19 protein-coding genes and 1 riboswitch are annotated in these 24,207 nt (G+C 70.4%); of the genes, 9 read left to right on the top strand and 10 right to left on the bottom strand.

Going from position 1 to position 24,207, the window contains the following annotated elements:
• Window positions 1–78: 78 nt before the first annotated feature.
• The gene (gene nagB / locus ACZ6KY_RS06615; RefSeq protein ID WP_469309207.1) at window positions 79–864 is read left to right on the top strand and encodes a glucosamine-6-phosphate deaminase; all 786 of its coding nucleotides are present in this window, start codon (window positions 79–81) and stop codon (window positions 862–864) included.
• 118 nt (window positions 865–982) lie between these two features.
• Here nagB and ACZ6KY_RS06610 read toward each other — a convergent pair whose 3' ends face one another.
• From ACZ6KY_RS06610 to ACZ6KY_RS06595, 4 genes are all read right to left on the bottom strand, one after another.
• Window positions 983–2,731 (bottom strand): glycoside hydrolase family 3 protein, encoded by a 1,749-nt coding sequence (locus tag ACZ6KY_RS06610; protein WP_469309206.1) that lies wholly within the window; start codon window positions 2,729–2,731, stop codon window positions 983–985.
• Window positions 2,732–2,740: 9 nt separating this feature from the next.
• The gene (locus ACZ6KY_RS06605; RefSeq protein WP_469309205.1) at window positions 2,741–3,616 is read right to left on the bottom strand and encodes a carbohydrate ABC transporter permease; all 876 of its coding nucleotides are present in this window, start codon (window positions 3,614–3,616) and stop codon (window positions 2,741–2,743) included.
• The gene (locus ACZ6KY_RS06600; protein WP_469309204.1) at window positions 3,613–4,599 is read right to left on the bottom strand and encodes a carbohydrate ABC transporter permease; all 987 of its coding nucleotides are present in this window, start codon (window positions 4,597–4,599) and stop codon (window positions 3,613–3,615) included. The genes ACZ6KY_RS06605 and ACZ6KY_RS06600 overlap by 4 nt, the downstream gene beginning before the upstream one ends.
• A 145-nt stretch (window positions 4,600–4,744) precedes the next feature.
• Window positions 4,745–6,028 (bottom strand): extracellular solute-binding protein, encoded by a 1,284-nt coding sequence (locus tag ACZ6KY_RS06595; protein WP_469309203.1) that lies wholly within the window; start codon window positions 6,026–6,028, stop codon window positions 4,745–4,747.
• Between the two features lie 473 nt (window positions 6,029–6,501).
• Here ACZ6KY_RS06595 and ACZ6KY_RS06590 point away from each other — a divergent pair, with 473 nt between their 5' ends.
• The 8 genes from ACZ6KY_RS06590 (at window position 6,502) to ACZ6KY_RS06555 (ending at window position 16,636) form a co-directional block, all read left to right on the top strand.
• Window positions 6,502–7,266 carry a GntR family transcriptional regulator gene (locus ACZ6KY_RS06590; protein WP_469309202.1) on the top strand — a complete coding sequence of 255 codons (765 nt, stop codon included), beginning with the start codon at window positions 6,502–6,504 and terminating at the stop codon, window positions 7,264–7,266.
• Between the two features lie 253 nt (window positions 7,267–7,519).
• On the top strand, window positions 7,520–7,807 hold the full coding sequence (locus tag ACZ6KY_RS06585) for a DUF3311 domain-containing protein (protein WP_469309201.1): 288 nt from the start codon (window positions 7,520–7,522) through the stop codon (window positions 7,805–7,807).
• On the top strand, window positions 7,804–9,414 hold the full coding sequence (gene mctP, locus ACZ6KY_RS06580) for a monocarboxylate uptake permease MctP (RefSeq protein ID WP_469309200.1): 1,611 nt from the start codon (window positions 7,804–7,806) through the stop codon (window positions 9,412–9,414). Before ACZ6KY_RS06585 ends, mctP begins: the two co-directional genes overlap by 4 nt.
• Before the next feature lie 106 nt (window positions 9,415–9,520).
• Window positions 9,521–9,643 (top strand): hypothetical protein, encoded by a 123-nt coding sequence (locus tag ACZ6KY_RS06575; protein WP_469309199.1) that lies wholly within the window; start codon window positions 9,521–9,523, stop codon window positions 9,641–9,643.
• A 52-nt stretch (window positions 9,644–9,695) separates the two neighbouring features.
• A riboswitch (cobalamin riboswitch) is annotated at window positions 9,696–9,844 on the top strand.
• Window positions 9,845–9,977: 133 nt separating this feature from the next.
• Window positions 9,978–12,359 carry a ribonucleoside-diphosphate reductase subunit alpha gene (locus ACZ6KY_RS06570; protein ID WP_469309198.1) on the top strand — a complete coding sequence of 794 codons (2,382 nt, stop codon included), beginning with the start codon at window positions 9,978–9,980 and terminating at the stop codon, window positions 12,357–12,359.
• Window positions 12,359–13,393 (top strand): ribonucleotide-diphosphate reductase subunit beta, encoded by a 1,035-nt coding sequence (locus tag ACZ6KY_RS06565; protein WP_469309197.1) that lies wholly within the window; start codon window positions 12,359–12,361, stop codon window positions 13,391–13,393. Before ACZ6KY_RS06570 ends, ACZ6KY_RS06565 begins: the two co-directional genes overlap by 1 nt.
• A 390-nt stretch (window positions 13,394–13,783) precedes the next feature.
• Entirely contained in the window at window positions 13,784–15,874 is a 2,091-nt protein-coding gene (locus ACZ6KY_RS06560) for a putative Ig domain-containing protein (protein WP_469309196.1), read from the top strand.
• 303 nt (window positions 15,875–16,177) lie between these two features.
• Entirely contained in the window at window positions 16,178–16,636 is a 459-nt protein-coding gene (locus ACZ6KY_RS06555) for a hypothetical protein (protein WP_469309195.1), read from the top strand.
• A gap of 117 nt (window positions 16,637–16,753) precedes the next feature.
• Here ACZ6KY_RS06555 and ACZ6KY_RS06550 read toward each other — a convergent pair whose 3' ends face one another.
• The 6 genes from ACZ6KY_RS06550 to ACZ6KY_RS06525 all read right to left on the bottom strand — a co-directional run bounded on the left by ACZ6KY_RS06550 (window position 16,754) and on the right by ACZ6KY_RS06525 (window position 24,039).
• The gene (locus tag ACZ6KY_RS06550) at window positions 16,754–18,124 is read right to left on the bottom strand and encodes a bifunctional albaflavenone monooxygenase/terpene synthase (protein ID WP_469309194.1); all 1,371 of its coding nucleotides are present in this window, start codon (window positions 18,122–18,124) and stop codon (window positions 16,754–16,756) included.
• Window positions 18,121–19,200: an epi-isozizaene synthase gene (gene cyc1, locus ACZ6KY_RS06545; protein ID WP_469309395.1), complete on the bottom strand. Its 1,080-nt coding sequence runs from the start codon at window positions 19,198–19,200 to the stop codon at window positions 18,121–18,123. The genes ACZ6KY_RS06550 and cyc1 overlap by 4 nt, the downstream gene beginning before the upstream one ends.
• A gap of 341 nt (window positions 19,201–19,541) precedes the next feature.
• Entirely contained in the window at window positions 19,542–20,192 is a 651-nt protein-coding gene (gene def, locus ACZ6KY_RS06540; protein WP_469309193.1) for a peptide deformylase, read from the bottom strand.
• A gap of 59 nt (window positions 20,193–20,251) precedes the next feature.
• A complete protein-coding gene (locus ACZ6KY_RS06535) occupies window positions 20,252–21,232 on the bottom strand; it encodes a tetratricopeptide repeat protein (RefSeq protein WP_469309192.1) in 981 nt (326 codons plus the stop codon).
• A 153-nt stretch (window positions 21,233–21,385) separates the two neighbouring features.
• On the bottom strand, window positions 21,386–22,684 hold the full coding sequence (locus ACZ6KY_RS06530) for an HD-GYP domain-containing protein (RefSeq protein WP_469309191.1): 1,299 nt from the start codon (window positions 22,682–22,684) through the stop codon (window positions 21,386–21,388).
• On the bottom strand, window positions 22,681–24,039 hold the full coding sequence (locus ACZ6KY_RS06525) for an HD-GYP domain-containing protein (protein WP_469309190.1): 1,359 nt from the start codon (window positions 24,037–24,039) through the stop codon (window positions 22,681–22,683). Before ACZ6KY_RS06525 ends, ACZ6KY_RS06530 begins: the two co-directional genes overlap by 4 nt.
• Window positions 24,040–24,207 lie beyond the last annotated feature (168 nt).

Genomic DNA, 24,207 nt, shown 5'->3' with positions numbered 1-24,207 from the left:
GATTGGTCTATACCACATGTGTCCCCCTTCGGATTCGGTCGCGTTCCCGAGTCCCCTCACCAGATCGGCAGGCCCAGCGTGGAAGTTGTCATCGTCCCGGACGCCAAGGCGGGCGGCGAGCTGATCGCCGAGGCCATGGCGGAACTGCTCAGGCACAAGCCCGACGCCCTGCTCGGCGTGGCCACCGGCTCGACGCCGCTGCCCATCTACGCGGCGCTGGCGGCCCGAGCGGGTTCCGGTGCCGTGGACGCCTCGGGTGCGCGCGTCGCGCAGCTCGACGAGTACGTGGGGCTGCCGGCCGAGCACCCCGAGTCCTACCGTTCCGTGCTGCGGCGCGAGGTGCTGGAGCCGCTGGGCCTCGGCATGGACGCGTTCATGGGGCCCGACGGCACCGCGGCGGACGTCCAGGCCGCGTGCGAGGCGTACGACAAGGCGCTGGCCGCGGCCGGCGGGGTCGACCTCCAGCTCCTGGGGATCGGGACGGACGGGCACATCGGGTTCAACGAGCCGTGCTCCTCGCTCGCCTCGCGGACCCGGATCAAGACGCTGACCGAGCAGACCCGGGTGGACAACGCGCGGTTCTTCGACGGCGACATCGGGCAGGTGCCGCACCACGTCATCACGCAGGGCATCGGCACGATCCTGGAGGCGCGGCACCTGGTGCTGCTCGCGACCGGCGAGGGGAAGGCGGACGCCGTGGCGGCGACGGTCGAGGGACCGGTCGCGGCGGTCTGCCCGGCGTCGGCGCTCCAGCTCCACCCGCACGCGACGGTGGTCGTGGACGACGCCGCCGCGTCCAAGCTGAAGCTCGCGGACTACTTCCGGCACACGTTCGCCGCCAAGCCGGACTGGCAGGGCATCTAGCGGCGGCCCGGGGCCGGCGCGGCGAACGCGCGCCGCCCGGCGGCGGCAGACGCACAGGTGCCGGGCGCTCCCTCGGGAGGGCCCGGCACCTGTGCGTTGTGGCCCGGGGGCCGGTCCGCTACTCCCCCGCGATGACCTCCGCCGCCGCCTGGCCGCACACCCGCGCCGCGCCGTGGGTGGCGATGTGCAGGGCGCCCCGGGGCGCCGACTGGGGGACGCCCATCTCGACCACGACGGTGTCCGGGCGCGAGGCGAGCAGCGCGTCGAGGGCGGCCGCCATCCAGGGGTGACGGTGTTCGTCGCGGACGACCGCCACGAGGGGCCGCGCGCCCGCGGCGGCGAGCGCCGAGGAACCCGCGTCCTCGCCGCTGAAACTGCCGGTCTCGGTGCCGGGAAGCAGCCGGGCCAGCTCCGCCGCCACGCCCCAGGGGGTCTCGTCACCGACGGCGATGTTCGCGACCGGGGTGAGCGCGGCGACGTAGGGAGCCTCGGTGAGAGGGGCGTACGACGCGGAGCGGGTCACGGTGAGCGCGCGCCGGGCGGCGATCAGGCCGACATCGGAGGCTCCGCCCGTACCGCCCGCCACACTCGTGCCGCCCGAGCTGTTCGAGCTGTTCGAGCTGTTCGAGCCGCTTGTACCGTCCGGGCTGCCCGTACCACCCGTACCGTTCACATCGTCCGTACCAGCCGTACCGCCCGCACCGTTCACGCCACCCGTACCGCTCGCACCCTCTGTACCGCCCGAGCTGTTCGAAGCGTTCGAGCCGTTCAAGCCATTCGTGCGGGAGATGACGGCCGGGGCGGAGCCGGCCGGGGAGGTCTTCGGGGTGGCGGAGGCCGCGGTCGTCCACTCGGCCAGTGCCCGCACCCGGTTCGCCGCGTCCGCGAGGCGTTCCTCGGGGAGTTCGCCGGCGCGGACGGCGGAGACCAGGGCGTCGCGGAGGCGGCGCACGGTGTCGTCGTCCGCCAGTCCGCCGCCGACGCAGATGGCGTCCGCGCCGGCCGCGATGGCCAGCACGCTGCCCCGCTCGATGCCGTACGTGGCCGCGATGGCCCGCATCTCCATGCCGTCGGTGACGATCAGGCCGTCGTAGCCGAGTTCCTCGCGCAGCAGGCCGGTGAGGATGCGGCGGGAGAGGGTGGCCGGGCGGTCCGGGTCCAGCGCCGGGACGAGGATGTGCGCGCTCATCACGGCACGGCTGCCCGCGGCGATCGCGGCCCGGAAGGGGACGAGTTCGCGGGACTGGAGGACCGACAGGTCCGCGTCGATGCGGGGCAGGGCGTGGTGGGAGTCCACCGCGGTGTCCCCGTGGCCCGGGAAGTGCTTGGTGCAGGCGGCGACGCCGGCGGCCTGGAGGCCGGTGACGTAGGCGGCCGTGTGCCGGGCCACCAGGCCGGTGTCGGCACCGAAGGACCGTACGCCGATGACCGGGTTGGCCGGGTTGGAGTTCACGTCGGCGGACGGCGCCCAGTTGAGGTTCACTCCGCACGCGGCCAGCCGGCGGCCGAGTTCGAGGGCGACGGCCTCGGTGAGCGCCACGTCGTCGACGGCGCCCAGCGCGTGGTTGCCCGGGAAGGACGACCCGGTGCGCACCTCAAGGCGGGTGACGTCACCGCCCTCCTCGTCGATGGCGACGAGGACGTCGTCACGTTCGACACGCAACTGGGCGGTCAGGGCGGCCAGTTGATCGGGCGAGGCGATGTTGCGGCCGAACAGGCCGACGGAGGCGAGCCCTTCACCGAGACGGCGCAGCAGCCAGTCCGGAGCCGTGGTCCCGGTGAAGCCGGGCTGGAGCACGGTCAGGGCGTCGCGCGTCAGGCCATCCTTTGAATTGGACGCAGTGGTACCACTGGCGAATGTCGTCATCGGGAGGCGTTATCCCTTCACGGCGCCCGCGGTCAGACCCGCGGCCATCTTGCGCTGGACGAGGAGGAACAGGACGACGATCGGCACGGCCATCATGGTGGATCCGGCCATCATCGGGGCGTACTCGGTGCCGTGCTTGGTGGTGAAGTTGCCGAGCCAGACGGTGGCGGTCTGATTCTGCTGGCTCAGCAGCATGAGGGCGTAGAGGTATTCGTTCCACGCCTGGATGAAGGCGTAGACGGACGTCGCGACCATGCCGGGGGCCAGCAGCGGGAAGACCACGCGGATGAAGGCGCCCGTGCGGCTGCATCCGTCGACCATCGCCGCCTCCTCCAGCTCCTTCGGGATGTTGACGATGAAGCCGCGCAGCGTCCACACCGTGAAGGGGAGGATGAACGTCAGATACGTGAGGACCAGACCGGAGAGCTTGTCGTACTGCCCGAGGTCGTTCAGCAGCAGGAAGACCGGGATGATCATGGCGACCAGCGGGACCATCTGGACCGCGAGGATGCCGACGATCACGGCCTTGCGGCCGCGGAAGGCGAAGCGGGAGATGGCCAGCGCGGCCAGCATCCCCACCACGATGCCGATCACGACCACCGAGAGCGACACGATCAGGCTGCGGCCGACCGGGCCCCAGAAGTCGGCGATGTCCAGCGCGCGGCGGAAGTTGTCGAGCGTGAACCCCGTGGGGAACAGGCTCGGATCGCTGTCGATGGCGTCCTTGGCCGGCTTGATGGCCGTGTTGAGCATCCAGTAGACGGGGAAGCCCGCGACGACGAAGACGAGCAGGCCGAGGACGTTCCAGCCGAGCTTGGACTTGCGGGGCCCTGAGGACTTCCGCGCCGTGGCGGACGTACGCCCGGACGTGGCGACGGCACTCATTCGACCTCTCCGATCTGCAGCATCTGACGCATGTACACGGCCACCACGCCCAGCAGGAGCAGCACGGTCAGCACGGCGATCGCCGACCCCTGCGCGTAGTCGTTGACGACGAAGGCGCGGTCGTACGAGTACGTGGTGAGCAGCTGGAACTCCGCCTCCGGGTGCCCGCCCCGCATGACGAAGACCTGCGGGAAGACGCCCATGTCCCAGATGACGGAGAGGGTCGTGAGCATCACGATGATCGGCTTGAGGATCGGCAGCGTGACATGGCGGAAGACGCCCCAGGCGCCCGCGCCGTCGAGCCGCGCCGCCTCCTCCAGCTCGGCGGGCACCTGGGTGAGTCCCGCGCTGAGCGTGATGACGACGAACGGCACCGCGCCCCACACGACCAGGAGCATGATCACGCTCAGGCCCTGCGTACCGCTCGCGAACCAGTTGTGGCCGATCATGTCGACGCCGGGAAGCCTGCTGAGCAGCGCGTTGAAGACGCCGTAGTCGGAGTCGAAGAGCCACTTGAAGACCGTGGTGGCCACGATGATGGGCATGCCCCAGCTCGCCACCAGCACGATGTTGATGAGGGTCTTCACCCAGCCGGAGACCCGCTGGAGGAGCAGCGCGATCAGCATGCCGACGACCATCGTGAAGACGACGGCCCCGCCGGCGAAGAGGATCGTCCGGACGACCACCGCCCAGAACTCGCTGTCCGAGAACACGTTGGCGAAGTTGTCGAAGCCGACCGACTCGGCCGGCTGGAAGCCCCAGAGCTGGGACTGCCCGAACTTCTGGAAGGAGAGCGTGACCAGGCGCACCAGCGGATAGCCGAGGACCAGCGCGAGGATCAGCAGGCACGGGGCGAGCAGGGCCCAGGGGGTCGCCGCCGCGCCCGGGGTCCGCTTGGCGCGTGGCGCCTCGGCGACGGCCGGTGGCGGCGCCTGCCGCGGTGGCGGCACCTTGGCGGGGGTGGTCGTGTCTGCGGCACTCATCACGCGCTCCTCAGCGGTCCCTCAGGTCGTACGAAGGCGAAGCCCGCACGGCCGGGCACTGCGGGGGCGAGCCCCTGGCCGGGCCGTACGGGAGGCAGGGCCCCGCCCCTCCGTGAAGGAGGACCGACGGGGCCCTGCTCTCAGGTCACTTGACGTTGATGACCTTGTCGATCGCGGCGTCCGCTTCCTTCGCGGCGTCCGCCACCGACTTCTTGCCGGTGCCGATGTTCTGCAGCATGGTCTGCAGGACCTGGGCCTTCTCGACCTGGCCCCAGCCCGGCGCCATCGGGACGAACCAGTTGGACTCGGCCGCGGTGGCCGGGACGACCGTCGCCGGGTCGTTCTTCAGGGTGGCGAGGTCGGTCTTGTCGTTGGGCAGGTTGCCCTTGGCCATCAGGCCCTTCTGGCCCTTGGCGCCGGTGAAGGCGTTGATCCACTCGGCGGCGAGGGCCTGCGCCTTCGACTTCACCGGGACGGCGAGGTCGGAGCCGCCCAGGAAGACCGGGAGGTTCTTGCCGGACGGGCCGGGCATCACGAAGTTCTCGAGGTTGCCCTTGAGCTTGCCGGTCTTGTCGCTCTTCGGGTCCTCGGCGGTCGCGCCCTCCCAGGCGGCACCGAAGATCATGCCGGACTTGCCCTGGCCGTAGACGATGTAACGGTCGGACTCGTCCTTGGTCTTGTCGCCGTGCATGTACTTGTCGACGACGTTCTTGAACTCGGTGAGGCCCTTCTGCGACTCGGGCGAGGAGAGGTTGGCCTTCCACTGGCCGCCCTCCTCCTTCGCGATGGAGCCGCCGGCGTCGTAGACGAAGGACATGGCCGCGTACCAGTCACGGGTGGGCTGGTACCAGGCGCTGAACTTGCTGCCCTCCTTCTTCTGGATCTTGTCCAGAGCGGAGGTGAGCTCCTGGTACGTCTTCGGCGGGGTCTTCACGCCGACCGAGGCGGCGAGGTCCTTGCGCCAGTTGCCGACGCGGCCACCGGCGTAGTACGGCACGCCGTAGGTCTTGCCGTCGTAGGTCACGGAGGCCTTGAGGCCGTCCAGCCAGGCGTCCGAGTTCTCGAACTTGGAGGTGTCGAGGGGAGCGAAGGCACCCTTGACCATGTAGCCGAGCATCTCGGTGTTGCCCATCTCGACCACGTCCGGCGCCTTGTCGGTGGCGAGGACCGCGTCGAGCTTGGTGTTCTTGTCCGGCCAGCCGTAGTACTCGTGGTTGATCTTGACGCCGGGGTGCTTCGCCTTGATCGCCGCGTCGGCCGCCTTGACCAGCTCGGGCCAGTTGTTCTGCGCGTCGACCGTGAGCCAGACCGTCAGCTCCTTGGCGTCCGCACCCTTGTCCGACCCCCCGGACCCCTTGTCGTTCCCGCACGCCGCGATGGAGAACATCATGCCCGCGATACCGATCGCGGCTATCAGCTTGCGCTTCACGCCACCCTCCTCAGGGATGCCACAAACCCCCCTGCTCCCCGCGGTGACAAACGCCGTGTACCGCCCGTGGGGCCGGGACTGGACCAATGGTGTAGACCAGTACGGGGAGCTTGGCCTAGACCTAGGGGGGTGTCAAGGGTGCGTAAGCCCGTCCAGTCGTCCGTTATGGGACCTACATATGCAAGGACCTTTAAGTAGGCAAGCGGCATAAATGGCAGGCCCGTTCACCGCCTGCGGAGGGAACCATCCCTGGCCTGCGGACGAACCATCCCCGGCCCGTCCGCGCGACCGTCTCCGCCGCCGGTCGGTACCACCGCCTGCGCGTGATGGACTAGACCAACAGGTACGCCGACGGTATATAGAGGGGATCACGGAGCGTGCGGGGGACACTCGCGCGGAAAGCCGTGCCACGATGTGAGCCGTGACCGTCGATATGTCGGTCGCTTCGGCATCCGGAGCCGGGAAGGCAGAGCATGAGCACCGACGTCAGCAGTGCGGAGAACGAGGGTGGGGCGCCCATCCGTACCGCGCGCGTGCCCAAGTACTACCGCCTCAAGAAGCACCTGCTCGACATGACGGAGACACTGCCGCCCGGTACGCCGGTACCGCCGGAGCGGACCCTCGCCGCCGAGTTCGACACCTCGCGCACCACGGTGCGGCAGGCCCTTCAGGAGCTGGTCGTCGAGGGCCGTCTCGAACGCATCCAGGGCAAGGGCACCTTCGTCGCCAAGCCGAAGGTCTCCCAGGCGCTCCAACTGACCTCGTACACCGAGGACATGCGTGCCCAGGGCCTCGAACCCACCTCGCAGCTGCTGGACATCGGCTACATCACGGCGGACGAGACCCTCGCCGGCCTGCTCGACATCTCGGCCGGCGGCCGGGTGCTGCGCATCGAGCGGCTGCGCCTCGCGAGCGGCGAGCCGATGGCCATCGAGACGACCCACCTCTCCGCCAAGCGCTTCCCCGCCCTGCGCAGGTCGCTCGTCAAGTACACCTCTCTCTACACCGCGCTGGCCGAGGTGTACGACGTCCACCTCGGCGAGGCCGAGGAGACCATCGAGACCTCGCTGGCGACCCCGCGCGAGGCCGGACTGCTCGGCACCGACGTGGGCCTGCCCATGCTGATGCTCTCCCGCCACTCGATCGACCGGCAGGGCGAGCCGGTGGAATGGGTGCGCTCGGTGTACCGGGGCGACCGGTACAAGTTCGTCGCCCGCCTCAAGCGCCCGCAGGACTGACCCGTACGGAGTAACGCGTGGGTACGGGCACACTCCCCCGTACTCACGCGCCGCGCCGCTCCGCCGGACGGGCCCGGACGCCCCGTCAGGCGCCGTACCGGCTCCGGGGGTTCCGCTCCTGCTGAGGGCGTCGTGCGCACCGACACGAACCCTCCACACCCGCCGTCCGGGATGGGGTGTTCCCTAAAGCGGAACCGTCCCCTAGATTGCCTGCGCGTTACCCAGGTGATCGATGAGGGGACGGAGTCGCCCTATGTCAGACCTGCCCGAAGTGAAACCACCGGTGGTGACACCGGTACGTGTGGTGATCGCCCTCTGCCTGCTCGCGCCCTTCGTGGCGATGCTGTGGGTCGGCTCCTACACGAAGACCGGCCCGGCGTTCATCGGCATCCCGTTCTTCTACTGGTACCAGTTGATGTGGGTGCCCCTGTCCACGGTGCTGACCGTGACCGCGTACCTGCTGTGGCGGCACGACCAGCGGGGCCGCACCTCCACCTCCGCTTCCGCCTCCGTCTCCGCGAAGGGAGGTGACGGCGCGTGAACAACGGTGTGAACGGCGTCGCCCTCGGCGTCTTCGTCTTCCTCTTCCTGGCCGTCACGGTCATGGGCTTCCTGGCGGCGCGCTGGCGCAGAGCGGCCGACGAGCACAGCCTCGACGAATGGGGCCTGGGCGGACGGTCCTTCGGCACCTGGGTGACCTGGTTCCTGCTCGGCGGCGACCTCTACACGGCGTACACCTTCGTCGCCGTACCCGCGGCGGTCTACGCGGCGGGCGCGGCCGGCTTCTTCGCCGTGCCGTACACGATCCTGGTCTACCCGCTGATCTTCACGTTCCTGCCCCGCCTGTGGTCGGTCTCCCACAAGCACGGCTATGTGACGACCTCGGACTTCGTGCGCGGCCGCTTCGGCTCCAAGAGCCTGTCCCTCGCCGTGGCCGTCACCGGCATCCTGGCCACCATGCCGTACATCGCGCTCCAACTGGTCGGCATCCAGGCCGTCCTCGACGTGATGGGGGTGGGCGGCGGCGACAGCACCAACTGGTTCGTCAAGGACCTGCCGCTCCTCATCGCCTTCGGCGTGCTGGCCGCGTACACCTACTCCTCGGGTCTGCGGGCCCCCGCCCTGATCGCGTTCGTGAAGGACACCCTGATCTACATCGTGATCGCGGTGGCCATCATCTACATCCCGATCAAGCTGGGCGGCTTCGACGAGATCTTCAAGGCGGCGGGCGCCAAGTACACGGCCGCGGGCGCCGGCGGACTCGTCCCCGCCGAGGCCGGCCAGTGGACGTACGCCACCCTCGCGCTCGGCTCGGCGCTGGCGCTGTTCATGTATCCGCACTCGGTCACCGCGACGCTGTCCGGCCGCAGCCGGGAGGTGATCCGCCGCAACACCACGATCCTGCCGCTGTACTCGCTGATGCTGGGCCTGCTCGCCCTGCTCGGGTTCATGGCGATCGCGGCCGGCGTGAAGGTAACCAACGGCCAGCTCGCCATCCCCCAGCTCTTCGAGAACATGTTCCCCGACTGGTTCGCGGGGGTGGCCTTCGCGGCCATCGGCATCGGCGCGCTCGTCCCGGCGGCCATCATGTCGATCGCGGCCGCGAATCTCTTCACCCGCAACATCTACAAGGACTTCATCAACCCGGCCGCGACCCCGCGGCAGGAGACCAGGGTCTCCAAGCTGGTCTCGCTGTTCGTGAAACTGGGCGCGCTGGTCTTCGTCCTGACCATGGACAAGACCGTCGCGATCAACTTCCAGCTGCTGGGCGGCATCTGGATCCTGCAGACCTTCCCGTCGCTGGTCGGCGGGCTGTTCACCCGCTGGTTCCACCGCTGGGCGCTGCTGGGCGGCTGGGCGGTCGGCATGCTCTACGGCACGATCGCCGCCTACGGGGTGGCCTCGCCGACCCAGAAGCACTTCGGCGGCAGCTCGAAGGACATCCCCGGCATCGGCGAGATCGGCTACCTCGGCCTGACGGCGTTCGTCCTGAACGTGGTGGTGGCCGTCGTCCTCACCTTCGCCCTCAGGGCGTTCAAGGCCCCCGACGGCATCGACGAGACCTCGCCCGCCGACTACACGGCCGACGCGGGAGACGCGGGGGTCGAGACGGAGCTCCCGCCGGCCACGGCGGACGCGAGCCACTAGGACCTGTCCTGGCTGTCGGGCACGACCGACACGACAGCGCCGTACGACGGGCCGCCGGACGAAACCCGGCGGCCCGTCGCCGTGCCGGTCGGGCACACTCGCCCGCATGGACATCGTCGTCAGGCCGGCGCGGCCCGAGGAGTACCCCACCGTCAGTGAGATCGCCGCGCGCGCCCGTCTCGGGGACGGGCCGCTCACCTACGAGTTGACGGTCCAACACGCTCCGTAGCGCTCGCGGACACCGACCCGACACAACATGTGGGGGCACTCCCGGAGCCCGGCACAAGATGTATGCTCATGGTCGCTGTCGCCGCAGGGGAATCCGGTGCGAATCCGGAACTGTCCCGCAACGGTGTACCTGTGCGTGTTCGCGTCTTCGCGTGCCCGCGCTCGCGTCAGTCCGAGGACCTGCCGACAGCGCGCCCCGGCCGTCCGGCCCGGGTGCCGACGACGTCCGGGCCTCGCGGAATGGGCCGGTGGACGCGGTGCGTGCTGCCCAGAAGCGCTCCCGTGTGCCCCGCTCCTCGCCGCCAGGCCCCGTGCCGAGCGAGGGAGATTCCCACGTGACCATCGCGCCAGCCGATCCGGCTCCAGTGACCGCGCAGCAGGCCCGGGTGGAGACCGACGGTCCCGGAACCGCGCTGCTGCGGACCCTGACCGATCTCACCGCCGACCTCACCGACGCCGACCCCGGCCGGGTCGCCGCCGCGGCGCTGCGCGGCCGGTCCGCCCGCGCCGACGAGGCCGAGCTGCGCGAACTGGCCACGGAGGCGGCCGCGGGGCTCATCTCCGAGGACCCCGCCTACTCCCGGCTGGCCGCCCGCCTGCTCACGATCAGCATCGCCGCGGAGGCCGCCTCCCAGGGCGTCACGACCTTCTCCGAGTCGGTCGCCGTCGGCCACCGCGAGGGCCTGATCGCCGACCGCACGGCCGCGTTCGTCCGGCTGCACACGGCCCGCCTCGACGCACTCATCGACACCGAAGGCGACGACCGCTTCGGCTACTTCGGGCTGCGCACGCTGCACAGCCGGTATCTGCTCCGGCACCCGATCACCCGCAAGGTCGTCGAGACGCCCCAGCACTTCATGCTCCGGGTGGCGTCCGGCCTCGCCGAGGACGACACGGCCCGCTCCGTGGACGAAGTCGCCGCGCTCTACCGGCTCATGAGCCGCCTCGACTACCTCCCCTCCTCCCCCACGCTCTTCAACTCCGGTACGCGGCACCCCCAGATGTCGTCCTGCTACCTCCTCGACTCCCCGCTGGACGAGCTGGACTCCATCTACGACCGCTACCACCAGGTGGCACGCCTGTCGAAGCACGCGGGCGGCATCGGCCTTTCGTACTCCCGTATCCGGTCGCGCGGTTCGCTGATCCGCGGCACCAACGGGCACTCCAACGGCATCGTCCCGTTCCTCAAGACGCTCGACGCCTCGGTCGCCGCGGTGAACCAGGGCGGCCGGCGCAAGGGCGCGGCGGCGGTCTATCTGGAGACCTGGCACTCCGACATCGAGGAGTTCCTGGAGCTGCGCGACAACACCGGTGAGGACGCCCGGCGTACGCACAACCTGAACCTCGCGCACTGGATCCCGGACGAGTTCATGCGCCGGGTGAACGAGGACGGCGTCTGGTCGCTCTTCTCCCCCTCCGACGTGCCCGAGCTGGTCGACCTGTGGGGCGACGCGTTCGACGCCGCGTACCGCAAGGCCGAGGAGGCGGGCCTCGCCAAGAAGACCATCCCGGCCCGCGACCTGTACGGCCGCATGATGCGCACCCTCGCGCAGACCGGCAACGGCTGGATGACCTTCAAGGACGCCGCCAACCGCACCGCCAACCAGACGGCGGAGCCGGGCCACACCGTCCACTCCTCGAACCTGTGCACCGAGATCCTGGAGGTCACGGACGACGGGGAGACGGCGGTCTGCAACCTGGGCTCGGTCAACCTGGGCGCGTTCGTGGTCGGTCAGGACATCGACTGGGAGCGGCTCGACGAGACCGTGCGCACCGCGGTGACCTTCCTCGACCGCGTCGTGGACATCAACTTCTACCCGACCGAGCAGGCGGGCCGCTCCAACGCCAAGTGGCGTCCGGTCGGCCTCGGCGCGATGGGCCTCCAGGACGTCTTCTTCAAGCTGCGCATCCCCTTCGACTCGCCCGAGGCCCGCGCGCTGTCCACCCGGATCGCCGAGCGCATCATGCTCGCCTCCTACGAGGCCTCCGCGGACCTCGCCGAGCGCAACGGCCCGCTCCCGGCCTGGGAGAAGACCCGTACCGCCCGTGGCGTGCTGCACCCGGACCACTTCGAGGTCGAGCTGAACTGGCCGGAGCGCTGGGCCGCCCTGCGGCAGCGGATCGCCGAGGTCGGCATGCGCAACTCGCTGCTCCTCGCCATCGCGCCCACCGCCACCATCGCGTCCATCGCGGGCGTGTACGAGTGCATCGAGCCGCAGGTGTCGAACCTGTTCAAGCGCGAGACGCTCTCCGGCGAGTTCCTCCAGGTCAACTCCTACCTGGTGGCCGAGCTGAAGAAGCTCGGCGTGTGGGACGCGCAGACCCGTGAGGCGCTGCGCGAGTCCAGCGGCTCGGTGCAGGGCTTCACCTGGGTGCCGCAGGACGTGCGCGACCTGTACCGCACGGCGTGGGAGATCCCGCAGCGCGGCCTGATCGACATGGCCGCCGCCCGGACCCCGTTCCTGGACCAGGCGCAGTCGCTGAACCTGTTCCTGGAGACGCCGACCATCGGCAAGCTCTCCTCGATGTACTCCTACGCCTGGAAGTCGGGTCTGAAGACGACGTACTACCTGCGTTCCCGTCCCGCGACGCGCATCGCCCGCGCGGCCCAGGCCCAGGCGCAGCCCGAGAAGACCATCCCCGTGCAGCAGGTGGCCGACCCCGACGCCGTCGCCTGCTCCCTTGAGAACCCCGAGTCCTGCGAGGCCTGCCAGTAATGAGCGACACCACCACCGAGAAGGCCGCGTCCGAGAAAAACCTCCTCGACCCGGGCTTCGAACTGACCCTGCGTCCCATGCGCTACCCGGACTTCTACGAGCGCTACCGGGACGCGATCAAGAACACGTGGACCGTCGAGGAGGTCGACCTCCACTCGGACGTCACCGACCTCGCGAAGCTGACGCCGGGTGAGCAGCACATGATCGGCCGGCTGGTCGCGTTCTTCGCGACGGGCGACTCGATCGTGTCGAACAACCTGGTGCTGACGCTGTACAAGCACATCAACTCCCCTGAGGCGCGGCTCTACTTGAGCCGTCAGCTCTTCGAGGAGGCCGTGCACGTCCAGTTCTATCTGACGCTGCTCGACACCTATCTGCCCGACCCGGAGGACCGCACGGCGGCCTTCGCGGCGGTCGAGAGCATCCCCTCCATCCGCGAGAAGGCGCAGTTCTGCTTCAAGTGGATGGACTCGGTCGAGAAGCTGGACCGGCTGGAGACCCAGGCCGACCGCCGCCGCTTCCTGCTGAACCTCATCTGCTTCGCGGCGTGCATCGAGGGGCTCTTCTTCTACGGGGCCTTCGCGTACGTCTACTGGTTCCGCAGCCGGGGCCTGCTGCACGGCCTGGCGACCGGCACCAACTGGGTGTTCCGCGACGAGACGATGCACATGAGCTTCGCCTTCGAGGTCGTCGACACCGTCCGCAAGGAGGAGCCGGAGCTCTTCGACGACCGGCTCCAGGAGCAGGTGACCGACATGCTGCGCGAGGCCGTCGAGGCCGAGCTTCAGTTCGGGCGCGACCTGTGCGGCGAGGGCCTGCCGGGCATGAACACCGACTCGATGCGGCAGTACCTGGAGTGTGTCGCCGATCAGCGCCTTCAGCGGCTGGGCTTCGCGCCGGTGTACGGCTCCGAAAACCCCTTCTCCTTCATGGAGTTGCAGGGGGTCCAGGAGCTGACCAACTTCTTCGAGCGCCGGCCGTCGGCGTACCAGGTGGCGGTGGAGGGCACGGTCGACTTCGACGAGGACTTCTGACCGGTCCGCATGATCTGACCGTTCGTCACCGACGAAAGCCGGGCCGCCCCTTGGGGCCCGGCTTTCGTCACGTACTGCCCCCGCGCCTCCAATCGCCGTGCCAATCCCCGTCCATGGAGCGGCAAAGTTCTTCCGGCACGCCTGTTCGCGCGTCGTTCACCCCGGCTAGGTTCTGGCCGTCCCGTCATGCCGCGCACCACGGCACGTCAGGACGACTGAATTGGCATGCCCATGACGTATTTCGTGCCACCTCCCCGTGGTCACGCTACGCGCGTCACGGGCCCGTCCCTTCAGAGCGCCGAGAACCCCCCACTTCCGGCTGTGGTGCCGCGAACGGCCCTACCCCGGCCCGAGCGGCACCGGCCTCGAACCGATGGAGGCGACACCCCCATGCGTTCCCAGCGCCCGATACCCTCCGGCAGACCCGTCCGGAGCCTGCGAAGACTCCTCACCGCCGCCCTCCCCGCCCTGGCCCTCGGCCTCGCCGGGTTCGCCGCGGCCCCTCCCGCCGACGCACAGCCCGCACCGACCCCCCACGTCTCCCGGGCCACCCAGAACGCCGGGGCCCTCACCGACCCCGCCCGGCAGACGGTCCACTCGACCGGCCGGGCCGGCCAGAAGGTCGCGACCAAGCACCTGTGCGCCGAGGCGGCGAAGCCCGGTCAGATGTCGTGTTTCGCGCAGCGCCGCACCGACATCGCGCAGAAGCTCGCGGCGAAGGTCTCTCCCGACGCCGCCGCCGCGGTGTCCGGCCTCAGCCCGGCCAACCTGCACAGCGCCTACAACCTGCCCTCGACCGGCGGTTCCGGTCTGACGGTCGCCGTGGTCGACGCCTACAACGACCCCAACGCCGCCGCCGACCTGGCCACCTACCGCTCGCAGTTCGGTCTGTCCGCCTGCACAGCGGCCAGCGGCTGCTTCAAGCAGGTCAGCCAGACCGGTTCGACCACCTCACTGCCGACGAACGACACCGGCTGGGCGGGTGAGGAGGCGCTCGACATCGACATGGTCAGCGCCGTCTGTCCCAACTGCAACATCATCCTCGTCGAGGCGAGCTCCGCGAACGACTCCGACCTCGGTATCGCCGAGAACGAAGCGGTCACGCTGGGCGCGAAGTTCGTCTCCAACAGCTGGGGCGGCTCCGAGTCCTCCTCGCAGACCAGCGAGGACACCTCGTACTTCAAGCACCCGGGTGTCGCCATCACGGTCTCCTCGGGTGACGAGGCCTACGGCGCCGAGTACCCGGCGACCTCCCAGTACGTGACCGCCGTCGGCGGCACCGCGCTGAGCACCTCCTCCAGCACCCGCGGCTGGACCGAGTCGGTCTGGAAGACCAGCAGCACCGAGGGCACCGGCTCCGGCTGCTCCGCCTACGACTCCAAGCCCACCTGGCAGACCGACACCGGCTGCACCAAGCGCATGGAGGCCGACGTCTCCGCGGTCGCCGACCCCGCCACCGGCGTGGCCGTCTACGACACCTACGGCGGCTCCGGCTGGGCGGTCTACGGCGGCACCAGCGCCTCCTCGCCCATCATCGCGGGCGTGTACGCGCTGGCCGGCACCCCGGGTTCCAGTGACTACCCGGCGAAGTACCCCTACTCCCACACCTCGAACCTGTACGACGTGACCAGCGGCAGCAACGGCTCCTGCTCCCCGTCGTACTTCTGCACCGCGGCCACCGGCTACGACGGCCCGACCGGCTGGGGCACCCCCAACGGCACGGCCGCCTTCACCTCGGGCACCAGCACCGGCAACACCGTGACCGTCACCAACCCGGGCAGCCAGTCCACGGCCACCGGCGGCTCGGCGAGCCTCCAGATCTCGGCGAGCGACAGCGCGGGCGCGACCCTCACGTACAGCGCGACCGGGCTGCCGACCGGGCTGTCGATCAGCAGCTCGACCGGGCTGATCTCCGGCACCGCGAGCACCGCCGGCACCTACTCGGTCACCGTCACGGCGAAGGACAGCACGGCCGCCTCCGGTTCGGCCTCCTTCACCTGGACCGTCAGCACCTCGGGCGGCGGCACCTGCACCTCGGCGCAGCTCCTCGGCAACCAGGGCTTCGAGTCGGGCGCCACCGTGTGGAGCGAGACGAGCGGTGTCATCACCAATGACACCGGCGAGGCGACGCACGGCGGCTCGTACGACGCCTGGCTCGACGGCTACGGCTCGACCCACACCGACACGCTGTCCCAGTCGGTGACGATCCCGTCCGGCTGCAAGGCCTCCTTCACCTTCTACCTCCACGTCGACACGGCCGAGACCAGCACCACCTCGGCCTACGACAAGCTCACCGTCACCGCGGGCTCCACCACGCTGGCGACCTACTCCAACCTCAACAAGGCCACCGGGTACGCCCAGAAGACCTTCGACCTGTCCTCCTTCGCCGGTTCGACCGTCACGCTGAAGTTCAGCGGCGTCGAGGACTCCTCGCTCCAGACCAGCTTCGTCGTGGACGACACCGCCCTGACGACCAGCTGATCCGCGTCTGGGTCCGGCCGCCGCGGCGGCCGGACCCGGGGGGGGGGGGGGGGGGGGGGGGGGGGGGGGGGGGGGGGGGGGGGGGGGGGGGGGGGGGGGGGGGGGGGGGGGGGTGGTGGTGAGCAAGGAGGCAAAGAAACCACCCACCCCCCCCCCCCCCTCCCCCCCCCCCCCCCCCCCCCCCCCCCCCCCCCCCCCCCCCACCCCACCCCCCCTCCCCCCCCCCCCCCCCCCCCCCCCCCCCCGCGCGGGGATGGATCCTGATCCACCGGTGGCACGTCCAACCCGCAAGGAGGCCACCCCATGCGTCGAACGACTCACACCCGGACCATCGCCCTCGCCGCTCTGACCCTGCTCCTCGCGGGCTGCGGTACGCGGAGCGGAGGTGACGCGGGCGGCAGCGGCACCGTGTCGCCGTCCCCCACCCCGTCCCACCCGAACTGCGCCACGGCGAAGGGGGAACTGGGCGCCGCCGACACCGGCCACACGTACTGCCTGGCGCCGGGCGAGACGATCCGTGTCTCCCTGGACGGCACGAGCCGCCGGCCCTGGGCACCCGTGAAGACCGCCGGAAGCGGGCTGGAGGCCACCAACAGCGGGATCGTCCTCCAGCCGGGCGACGCGTCCGCCGTCTACCGGGCGGTCTCGGCGGGAACGGTCCGGCTGACCTCGTCCCGCCCGCTGTGTCCGAGCGATCCGGCCCGGGTCTCCTGCGACGGCCTTCAGGAGTGGACGGTCACCGTGGTCGTGCCGAAGGCGTGAGACCGCGGCGCACGTTCAGGGGCCCGAGGGCGGCCTGAACCGTGCGCCGGTGCACGTACGGGCCGGACACCGGCCGGGCGGCGGATGCCCGGCCGGTGTCCGGCCCGTACGAGAGCCCTACCGCGGACGGGCCTTCAGCCTCAGTTCGTGGGGCCGCAGGGTGATGCCGACGCGGGTCGCGTCGTTGGACCCGGACACCTGGTCGAAGTGCCACCGGGACGCCACGGTCGCGGTGATCAGGGAGAGCAGCGCCATCGAGAAGTGGTCACTCGGGCACTTGCGGTTGCCCACGCTGAAGGGGCGCATCGCGTACTTCGGGATGTCCTTGGAGCGTTCCGGAAGCCAGCGGTCGGGATCGAAATCCAGGTACTCCTGGTACGACCGGGGGTCGCGCTGGATCGCGTACGGGCTGTAGACGATGTCGGCTCCGGCCGGAATGCGATAGCCGCCCAGCTCGGTTTCGGCCACCGCGCGCCGCGTCAATATCCATACGGCGGGGCGTAAACGCATCGCCTCGACGACGACATTGTTCGTGTGCGACAGCTTCCGGACGTCGCCGAATCCGACGGGTCGGTCTCCTGCGACGGATCGGACCTCCGCGGCCACTTTGTCCGCCTGTTCCGGATGTTCGGTCAGCACGTGGAGCAACCACATGATCGTGGACGCGATGGTTTCGCTGCCGGGAGTGAGTATCGCGACGACTTGGTCGTGGATCTCCTGTTCGTCTATGGGGTCGCCGTCGTCGTTCTTCGCTTCCAGCAATGCCGTCAGCAAATCGTCCGGCTTTTGACCAGATGCCCGTCGCTCGTCGATGATCTCGTCGACGAGCGCGTGCAAATCGGCCAATGCGCGGTCGAATGCGCGTATCGAAGGAAGCGGGAGCCTGTAGAGCGGCCCGGCGGGTATGACCATGCGCCGGTACATGCCGCGGAACACGGTGGCGAGCGCGAGGCTCAGCCGCTCGGCCCGCTCGTCCATGAACCGGCCGCGCAGCAGACAACGGGCGGCGACACGGACGGCGACACGGAACGACTCGGAGGTGCAGTCGACGGACGCGCCCTCCTCCCAGCGCGCCGCGAAGGCCCGCGACTCCTCCTCCATGATCGGGCCGTACTCGGGGATGATGTCGGCCCGGAACGCGGGCTGGATGGTCCGCCGCTGGCGCCGGTGCTGCGGCCCGTTGGCCGTGGCGACACCCTGCTTGCCCAGCAGCCCTTCGAGCGACTCCCACAGGGGGCCGCCGATCTCGAAGTCGGGGTTGAGCGCCAGTGCCCCGGTGAGCGCGGGGGTGGTGACGGCGTACACCGTCTTGGGGCCCATCCTGAGCCGGACGACATCGCCGTGGTCGCGCAGCTGGGCGAGGAAGCCCAGCGGGTCGCGGACCAGTTTCCAGCCGTGCCCGAGAACGGGCACCCCGCCTCCGGCGAGGGGCGGGACGGACAGCTCGCCCGCCTTGGACACCTCGGGTCGTACGGAGTCGACGGTCATTTCTCACCTGCCGCTTCATTGTTGACGTACGGGGGCGTGGAGCGGTCGTCCCAGCTGTCGACCATGTACCGGCCCGACTCGTGGTGGAACCAGTACACGGAGCTGAACCAGTTCCGCATGTTCCCGAGGCACGCCCTTACGGCGGCGCTCGTCGCTTTTCCACGGCCCGTGCCGTCGTCGAGTAATTCGGCGAGTCGCGACACATCCTTCTCGGCGATGAGGAATTGCTCGATGCATTCCTCCACCCGCCGCCTCACTTCGGTGACGGCTTCTTCGAGTGTCAGCCCCTGATGGTGAATGAGACTGATTCCGAGATTGTGGACCTCGTCGCCCGCTATTTCTTTGGGAAGCGAACAGAGGTCGTTGTACCAGGCGGCGAATTCCTGGCTGAACAGTGCCGCCCGCCGAAATGCCGGATGCAGCCGTACGGTGGCGGGGATTTCCTGCCCCGCACTCGGTTCCAGAAGGTCGGTCCAGATCCAGTGCGCAAAAGTGAGCCGACGGAGTTCGAGGTATTCCGCGACCGTGGGAACGGTGCCGGAGGTGCGGTTCCGGAACTCCCGGTCGTACGCCTCGATCACGGCGTGGAAGTGAAGTGCGAACCGTTTGTTCCAGTTCTCGCCGAGGAACGAGTACAGCCGCACCATGCTGTCCGCGAAGCCCGCGACCAGGGGATCCCGGTGGTGCAGATGGTCCCTGGGGGCGTCGAGTGCCGCGTGGAGCCGGAACCTGAGCCTCCGCCAGGCGTCCGCCCGGCCGTGGATGACATCGCGGTCGTGTCGGTCGTCCCAGACGAAGAACCACGCGCTGTAGTCCGCTATCGCCTGCATGACCTCGTCGGGGGCGCCTATGTAGTAGCCCGCCATGAGGTCCGTGTAGCACAAGCCGTCGGCATACTCCTCGACCTTGTCCGCGGGCATCAGCCGTTTTTCGAGGAGCCAGGTCCTGGTGTTCTCCTGGAGCTTGGGCCAATACGGGTGCAGTTGACGGGGAAACTCGGACTCGATCACCGGAAGAGAGAGCGCCGGTGGTACCGCGAGCGCTGTCGATGAAGAGCCGTATGAGAAAGCATGCACGAACAAACCCCTCTCAGCCGCCTGTTGACGTCACACCCCTCCACCTGTGCCGGGCGCGCGCCGCTGCGTATCCCCGCACTTCCCATTCAGCACCACAACTGACCGTTCTGGGAACGGATTTGGCCCACTGACTACCCGACCATGCCGAGAATCTCCCCTTGTGTGACTGAATCTGGATCACCGAAGGAGCACAAGGGATCGAACGTGCGACGTACATGCGAACGGTGCCTGGTCAGGAGGATCACCTGCCCAGGCACCGTTCGAGTGGACCCACGAGAGACCCCGCGTCACGCCGGTCAATTTATGTCACAGGCGTGCGGGGCGCCCGGCGAAGCGACGGCTCAGCCGTTCGCCACGATCTCGTAGCGGGGCTCGTTCTCGGCCATCTGCCGCAGCGCGTCCTTGCGGTCGCGCTTGGAGAGCCGGTCGATGTACAGGTAGCCGTACAGGTGGTCCGTCTCGTGCTGGAGGCAGCGCGCGAAGTAGCCCGTACCGCGCACCCTGACCGGGTTGCCCTTCTCGTCCTGCCCGGTGACCTCGGCGTAGTCGGGGCGGGCGAGCGGCGCGTAGGCGGTCGGCACGGAGAGGCAGCCCTCGTTGCTCTCGTCCAGCTGGCGCCGGTCGGCGGGCAGGTCGACCAGCTTCGGGTTGCAGACCACACCGACGTGCCGGTCGCCCTGGTCGTCCTGGCAGTCGTAGACGAAGACCTTCAGGTCGACGCCGATCTGGTTGGCGGCCAGGCCCACGCCCTCGGCGGTGCGCTGGCTCGCGAACATGTCGGCGACCAGCCGGTCCAGCTCGTCCCCGAACTCGGTGACGTCCTTGCACTCCTTGTGCAGCACCGGGTTCCCGACCACCGTGATCGGCCGCGAGGTGCCACGCTCGCGGTAGGCCGCCTCGCGCTCCTCGGTGTCCTCGGTGTCGATGACGAAGCCGTCGTCGTCCACGGGGAGCACGCCCGCGTGCTGCTGATCGGTGTCCTGCTGCGCCATGACGACGTACGCCTTCCTCAGACCTTTGAAATTTCTGCGACTACAGCCTAAAGGGGCGCTCAGCAGACCTCTTCCAGATCCCGCCAGTCACGGGAGTCCGGGCTGTCCGCGACCCAGCCGTCGAGCAGACCGCGCACCAGCGAGGCGGGCGCAGCGAGCCCGCACTCCCGCTCGGGCACCCACAGCTGCCCGTCGGTGCGGTGGCCGAGCGGTCCCGGGTGCCCCGGCTCGCTGTGGTCGTGCGGGTCGAGGTGCTCCTCGTCGCCCTCGTCGGACGGCATCCGGGACTCGGAGCACATCCGGCACAGCAGCCGCACGGACGACGACCAGTCCTCCGCGGCGAACCCGGCGTCGGCGGCGAGCTGCTCCAGCGCGTCCCGGTCGCCCTCGGTGGCCGCCTCCAGCAGCACGACCCAGGTGGGCACCGGCGAGGGGGCCCACAGCTCGATCTCGTCGAAGACCGGGTAGGCGTGCCCCGCGGCGGTGGTCCGCTCACCGTGCGGAACGCCGTCGTGCAGGACGACCTCGCCCCAGCGGCGTCCGGAGGACGGCAGCGGGATCGACAGCACCTCGACGCGGGCGGGGTCCAGCCGGCGCCCCCACACCACTTCGGCCTCGCCCTCGGGCGACAGCCGGACGGCCGCGCTGCCGAGGTCCATGCCCACCGGCTCACCGGAGACGGCGGCACCACCGGGCACCCGCAGCCCGTACGCCTGCCAGGAACGGCGGGCCAGCGGCCAGTCCTGCAGGGCGGTGGCGGCGATTCCGACGTTCCACCAGTCGGGTGCGCCGGTCTCCCGGTCGAGGAGGGCGACGGCCCGCAGACCGGCGGCCCGCGCCTGCTCCCAGTCGTGCCGGAACTTGTGCAGCAGGGCCAGGTTGAACCAGGACTCGGACAGCCAGGGCTCCAGGTCCGCGGCACGCGTGAGCAGCGCTCCCGCGTCCTCGTACCGGCCGTCGCCGATCAGCGTGAACGCACGGTCGGTGGCCTGCCGCCATGAGGCGGAGGGCCGGTGTCGTCCCTTGCCGAAGATCCTCACGATTCCCGCCTGCCAGTTCCTTGCGTTTCCCGCCTGCCGGTCCTTTGAAGAGTCCCTTGAAGGCAGTGCGGCCCCGGGCCGGCCCGTGCCCCCTGGCACCCTCTTCCTCGCATCCAACCACGTACCTTCGGACGGCCGCTCATTACCCATGGGTTACCCAGCCCAGGGCAGGGTCAGACCGGGTCGTGACAGGACCCGGGCCAGCGACTCCACGACCTCCGGCTGATAGTCGCGGGCGGTGGCCAGCCGCAGCTTCTCCAGGGCGGTCAGCGGCCCTGTGGCCCCTGCTTCCCGGGCCATCTCCTCGTATGCGTTGACGGTCCGGACGATGCGCGCGCTGACGGGCTGTTCCCGGTAGGGGTCCGCCTGCCGCTCCACCACGACGGCGACCTCGGCGTCCACGCCGGTCTGCCGGACGACGGCGCCGCCGAGCAGCGCGATCCGCCGCTGCTCGTCCGCCGGGAGCGCGGCGGTGGCGCCGGCCGGTACCGGGTCGACCAGGCTGAGCTGTCCGATGTCGTGCATCAGCGCCGCGTACTCGAGGACGGTGAGGTCGGGCTCGGAGAGGCCCAGCTCACGGCCCACGGCCCGGCTGAGGGCGGCCACCCGGCGGGCGTGCCCGGCCGGTGTGTACCCGGCGATCTCGGTCGCGCGGGCGAGCGAGGCGATCGTCTGCCGGTAGGTGACCCGCACGGCCGCGTACCGCCCGAAGGACAGCTGGGTGAGCAGCAGCGGCAGCGAGAAGACGGGCAGCGCCCACAGTCCGGCCACCGCGACCGCCAGCGACATGACGGCCCCGGTCGCGCACACCGCCGAACCGATCCCGAGGGTGGCCCGCAGTTCGTCGCGCAGCAGCGGCCCGAACGGCCAGCGGGTCCGCGCGCGGGCCGTCGCCGCCGCGAGCACGGCGTCGCACAGGGTGGTGAGGACCAGCAGGGCGACGAGCAGCAGCGCCTGGGCCGGGCCGCCCCACTCCAGCAACCTGCCCCGGTCGTACAGGGGTTGGAAGCAGACGGCGGCGAAGGCGACGGTGAGGACACGGCGGGCGAGGTGGTCGGGCGTCGGCCCGTGTCCCTGCGCCACGTGCGGAACGCAGCCGATCAGCGCCGCCGCCACGACCACGGCGACGACCTGGAGGACGCCGTGGCCGGTGCGGTGCCCGGCGTTCTCGCCGAGCAGCGCGTACGCCAGGGCTCCGGCGGCTCCGAGGGGCGCGGACTCCCGCTCCTCGGCCCCGCTCCACCGGGCGAGTTCGCCGACGGCGATGAGAACGCCGAAGGCCAGCGCCGTACCGCGTTCGTCGATTCCGTCCCAGAGGGTGACGCCGAGGGCGAGGACTGCGACGAGCAGGGCGACGGCGCGCACCGCGGTGAGCGCGGCCGGGACTCTCCCGGCCGACGGGAGACGGGCGGAACGGGCGGGAACCCCGCGCCGTGGGGCGGCGGTGCTCATGGCGCCTTCCGCCCGACGGTGTCGGACGGGTGCGCCGGCGGCAGGCCCGGTACGGCGGCCGGAGCCAGGTCCGCGGTCACCGCGGGATGCCAGCCGTGCCGGTCGAGCGCCCGCGTCAGCGCCCGCACCATCCGGGGGTCGAACTGGGCCCCGGCGCACCGCGCCAGCTCCTCAAGGGCCGCCGGCACCGGGCGGGCCCTGCGGTAGGACCGGGTCGACGTCATGGCGTCGAACGCGTCGGCGACGGCCACCACCCGGGCGAACTCCGGGATCTGCGCCCCGGTCAGCCCGTACGGATATCCGCTCCCGTCCAGCCGCTCGTGGTGGTGCAGGATCGCCGAGCGGGCCTCGCCGAGGAAGCCGATGCCGCGGACCATCTCGTGCCCGTACTCGGGATGCAGTTCGATGATCCGCCGCTCCTCGGGGGTCAGCGGCCCGTCCTTGCGCAGCAGCCGCGTGGGGACACCGAGTTTGCCGACGTCGTGCAGGATGCCGGCGAACCGGAGCACCTCGACGCGCTCGTCGTGCATGCCCAGCTCACGGGCGATCATCACGGACGCCTGGCCGACCCGCTCGCTGTGCCCGCGGGTGTAGCCGTCCTTGATGTCGACGGCCTGGACGAGGGCGCGGATGGTGGCCTGGTGGGCGGCCCGTTCGCGGTGGTACTGGGCGAAGACCCAGCAGGACACGTACATCGGCAGCAGGACGAGGAGCGCGGCGACGGGCCCGTACGGGCTGCGCCACAGCACCGCCATCATCAGTCCGGCGAGGCCGTGCACGGCGACGGGCGCCAGCGAGCGCGCGAAGAGGCCGTGCCAGGCACCGCGCACCGGCGCGCGCTCGGCCAGCGCCAGGATCCCGCCGTCGAGGACGGTGAGCACGGCGCAGAAGGTGAGCACCGCGGCCCCGGCGGGCACCAGCGCGTACGGGAAGTCGGGCGTGACCAGCGCGTCCCGGCCGCCGAGCGCCCCGTACACCCGGGAGGCGGCCCAGACGGCGACGGCGAGCTGGGCGGCGCGCCAGATCCGGCGCGGGCCGCGGGGGCGCTGTTCGACCCGGGCGAGCAGCGCGCCGGGCAGCGCGACGAGGGCGGCGGCGGACGGCGGCAGCAGAAAGGCCCCGGCCAGCAGTACGGGGAGGAAGGTGCCCATCCCCTGGCTGGTCCCGCCGCCGGGCGCGCCGGCGGCGCGCGGCCGGAGCGGCAGTGTGACGCGCTCGCAGCCCGCGTACAGCACGGCGAGCAGCGCGACGATCCCCCAGGAGACCCGGAGGTGCGGCGGTGGGGCGAGACAGGCGACAGCCATGACGACGACACAGGCCACGTACGCGCGGGCCCACGCCGGAACCGAACCCATCCTCGTACCTCCCCCGTACCTCCCCTGATCTCAGGCTCGGAGCCTAGGACGGGAGGAAGGGGGCGGGGACGGGTATGAACGAATCCGCGGGCTCGGGGCCCGCGGATTAGCACGTTCGAGTGATGGACGGAGAGTCTTCGCCGGAGCCCGGCCCTCGCGCCGGAGGGC

The organism is Streptomyces sp. NPDC042002 (assembly GCF_055588305.1).
This window is presented reverse-complemented; position numbering and strand designations above follow the sequence as displayed.

Coding starts and splice junctions, on each gene's coding strand:
- ACZ6KY_RS06610 (WP_469309206.1), bottom strand. CDS start 2,731: ATGACGACATTCGCCAGTGGTACCACTGCGTCCAATTCAAAGGATGGC.
- ACZ6KY_RS06605 (WP_469309205.1), bottom strand. CDS start 3,616: ATGAGTGCCGTCGCCACGTCCGGGCGTACGTCCGCCACGGCGCGGAAG.
- ACZ6KY_RS06600 (WP_469309204.1), bottom strand. CDS start 4,599: ATGAGTGCCGCAGACACGACCACCCCCGCCAAGGTGCCGCCACCGCGG.
- ACZ6KY_RS06590 (WP_469309202.1), top strand. CDS start 6,502: ATGAGCACCGACGTCAGCAGTGCGGAGAACGAGGGTGGGGCGCCCATC.
- ACZ6KY_RS06585 (WP_469309201.1), top strand. CDS start 7,520: ATGTCAGACCTGCCCGAAGTGAAACCACCGGTGGTGACACCGGTACGT.
- ACZ6KY_RS06575 (WP_469309199.1), top strand. CDS start 9,521: ATGGACATCGTCGTCAGGCCGGCGCGGCCCGAGGAGTACCCCACCGTC.
- ACZ6KY_RS06565 (WP_469309197.1), top strand. CDS start 12,359: ATGAGCGACACCACCACCGAGAAGGCCGCGTCCGAGAAAAACCTCCTC.
- ACZ6KY_RS06560 (WP_469309196.1), top strand. CDS start 13,784: ATGCGTTCCCAGCGCCCGATACCCTCCGGCAGACCCGTCCGGAGCCTG.
- ACZ6KY_RS06555 (WP_469309195.1), top strand. CDS start 16,178: ATGCGTCGAACGACTCACACCCGGACCATCGCCCTCGCCGCTCTGACC.
- ACZ6KY_RS06550 (WP_469309194.1), bottom strand. CDS start 18,124: ATGACCGTCGACTCCGTACGACCCGAGGTGTCCAAGGCGGGCGAGCTG.
- def (WP_469309193.1), bottom strand. CDS start 20,192: ATGGCGCAGCAGGACACCGATCAGCAGCACGCGGGCGTGCTCCCCGTG.
- ACZ6KY_RS06530 (WP_469309191.1), bottom strand. CDS start 22,684: ATGAGCACCGCCGCCCCACGGCGCGGGGTTCCCGCCCGTTCCGCCCGT.
- ACZ6KY_RS06525 (WP_469309190.1), bottom strand. CDS start 24,039: ATGGGTTCGGTTCCGGCGTGGGCCCGCGCGTACGTGGCCTGTGTCGTC.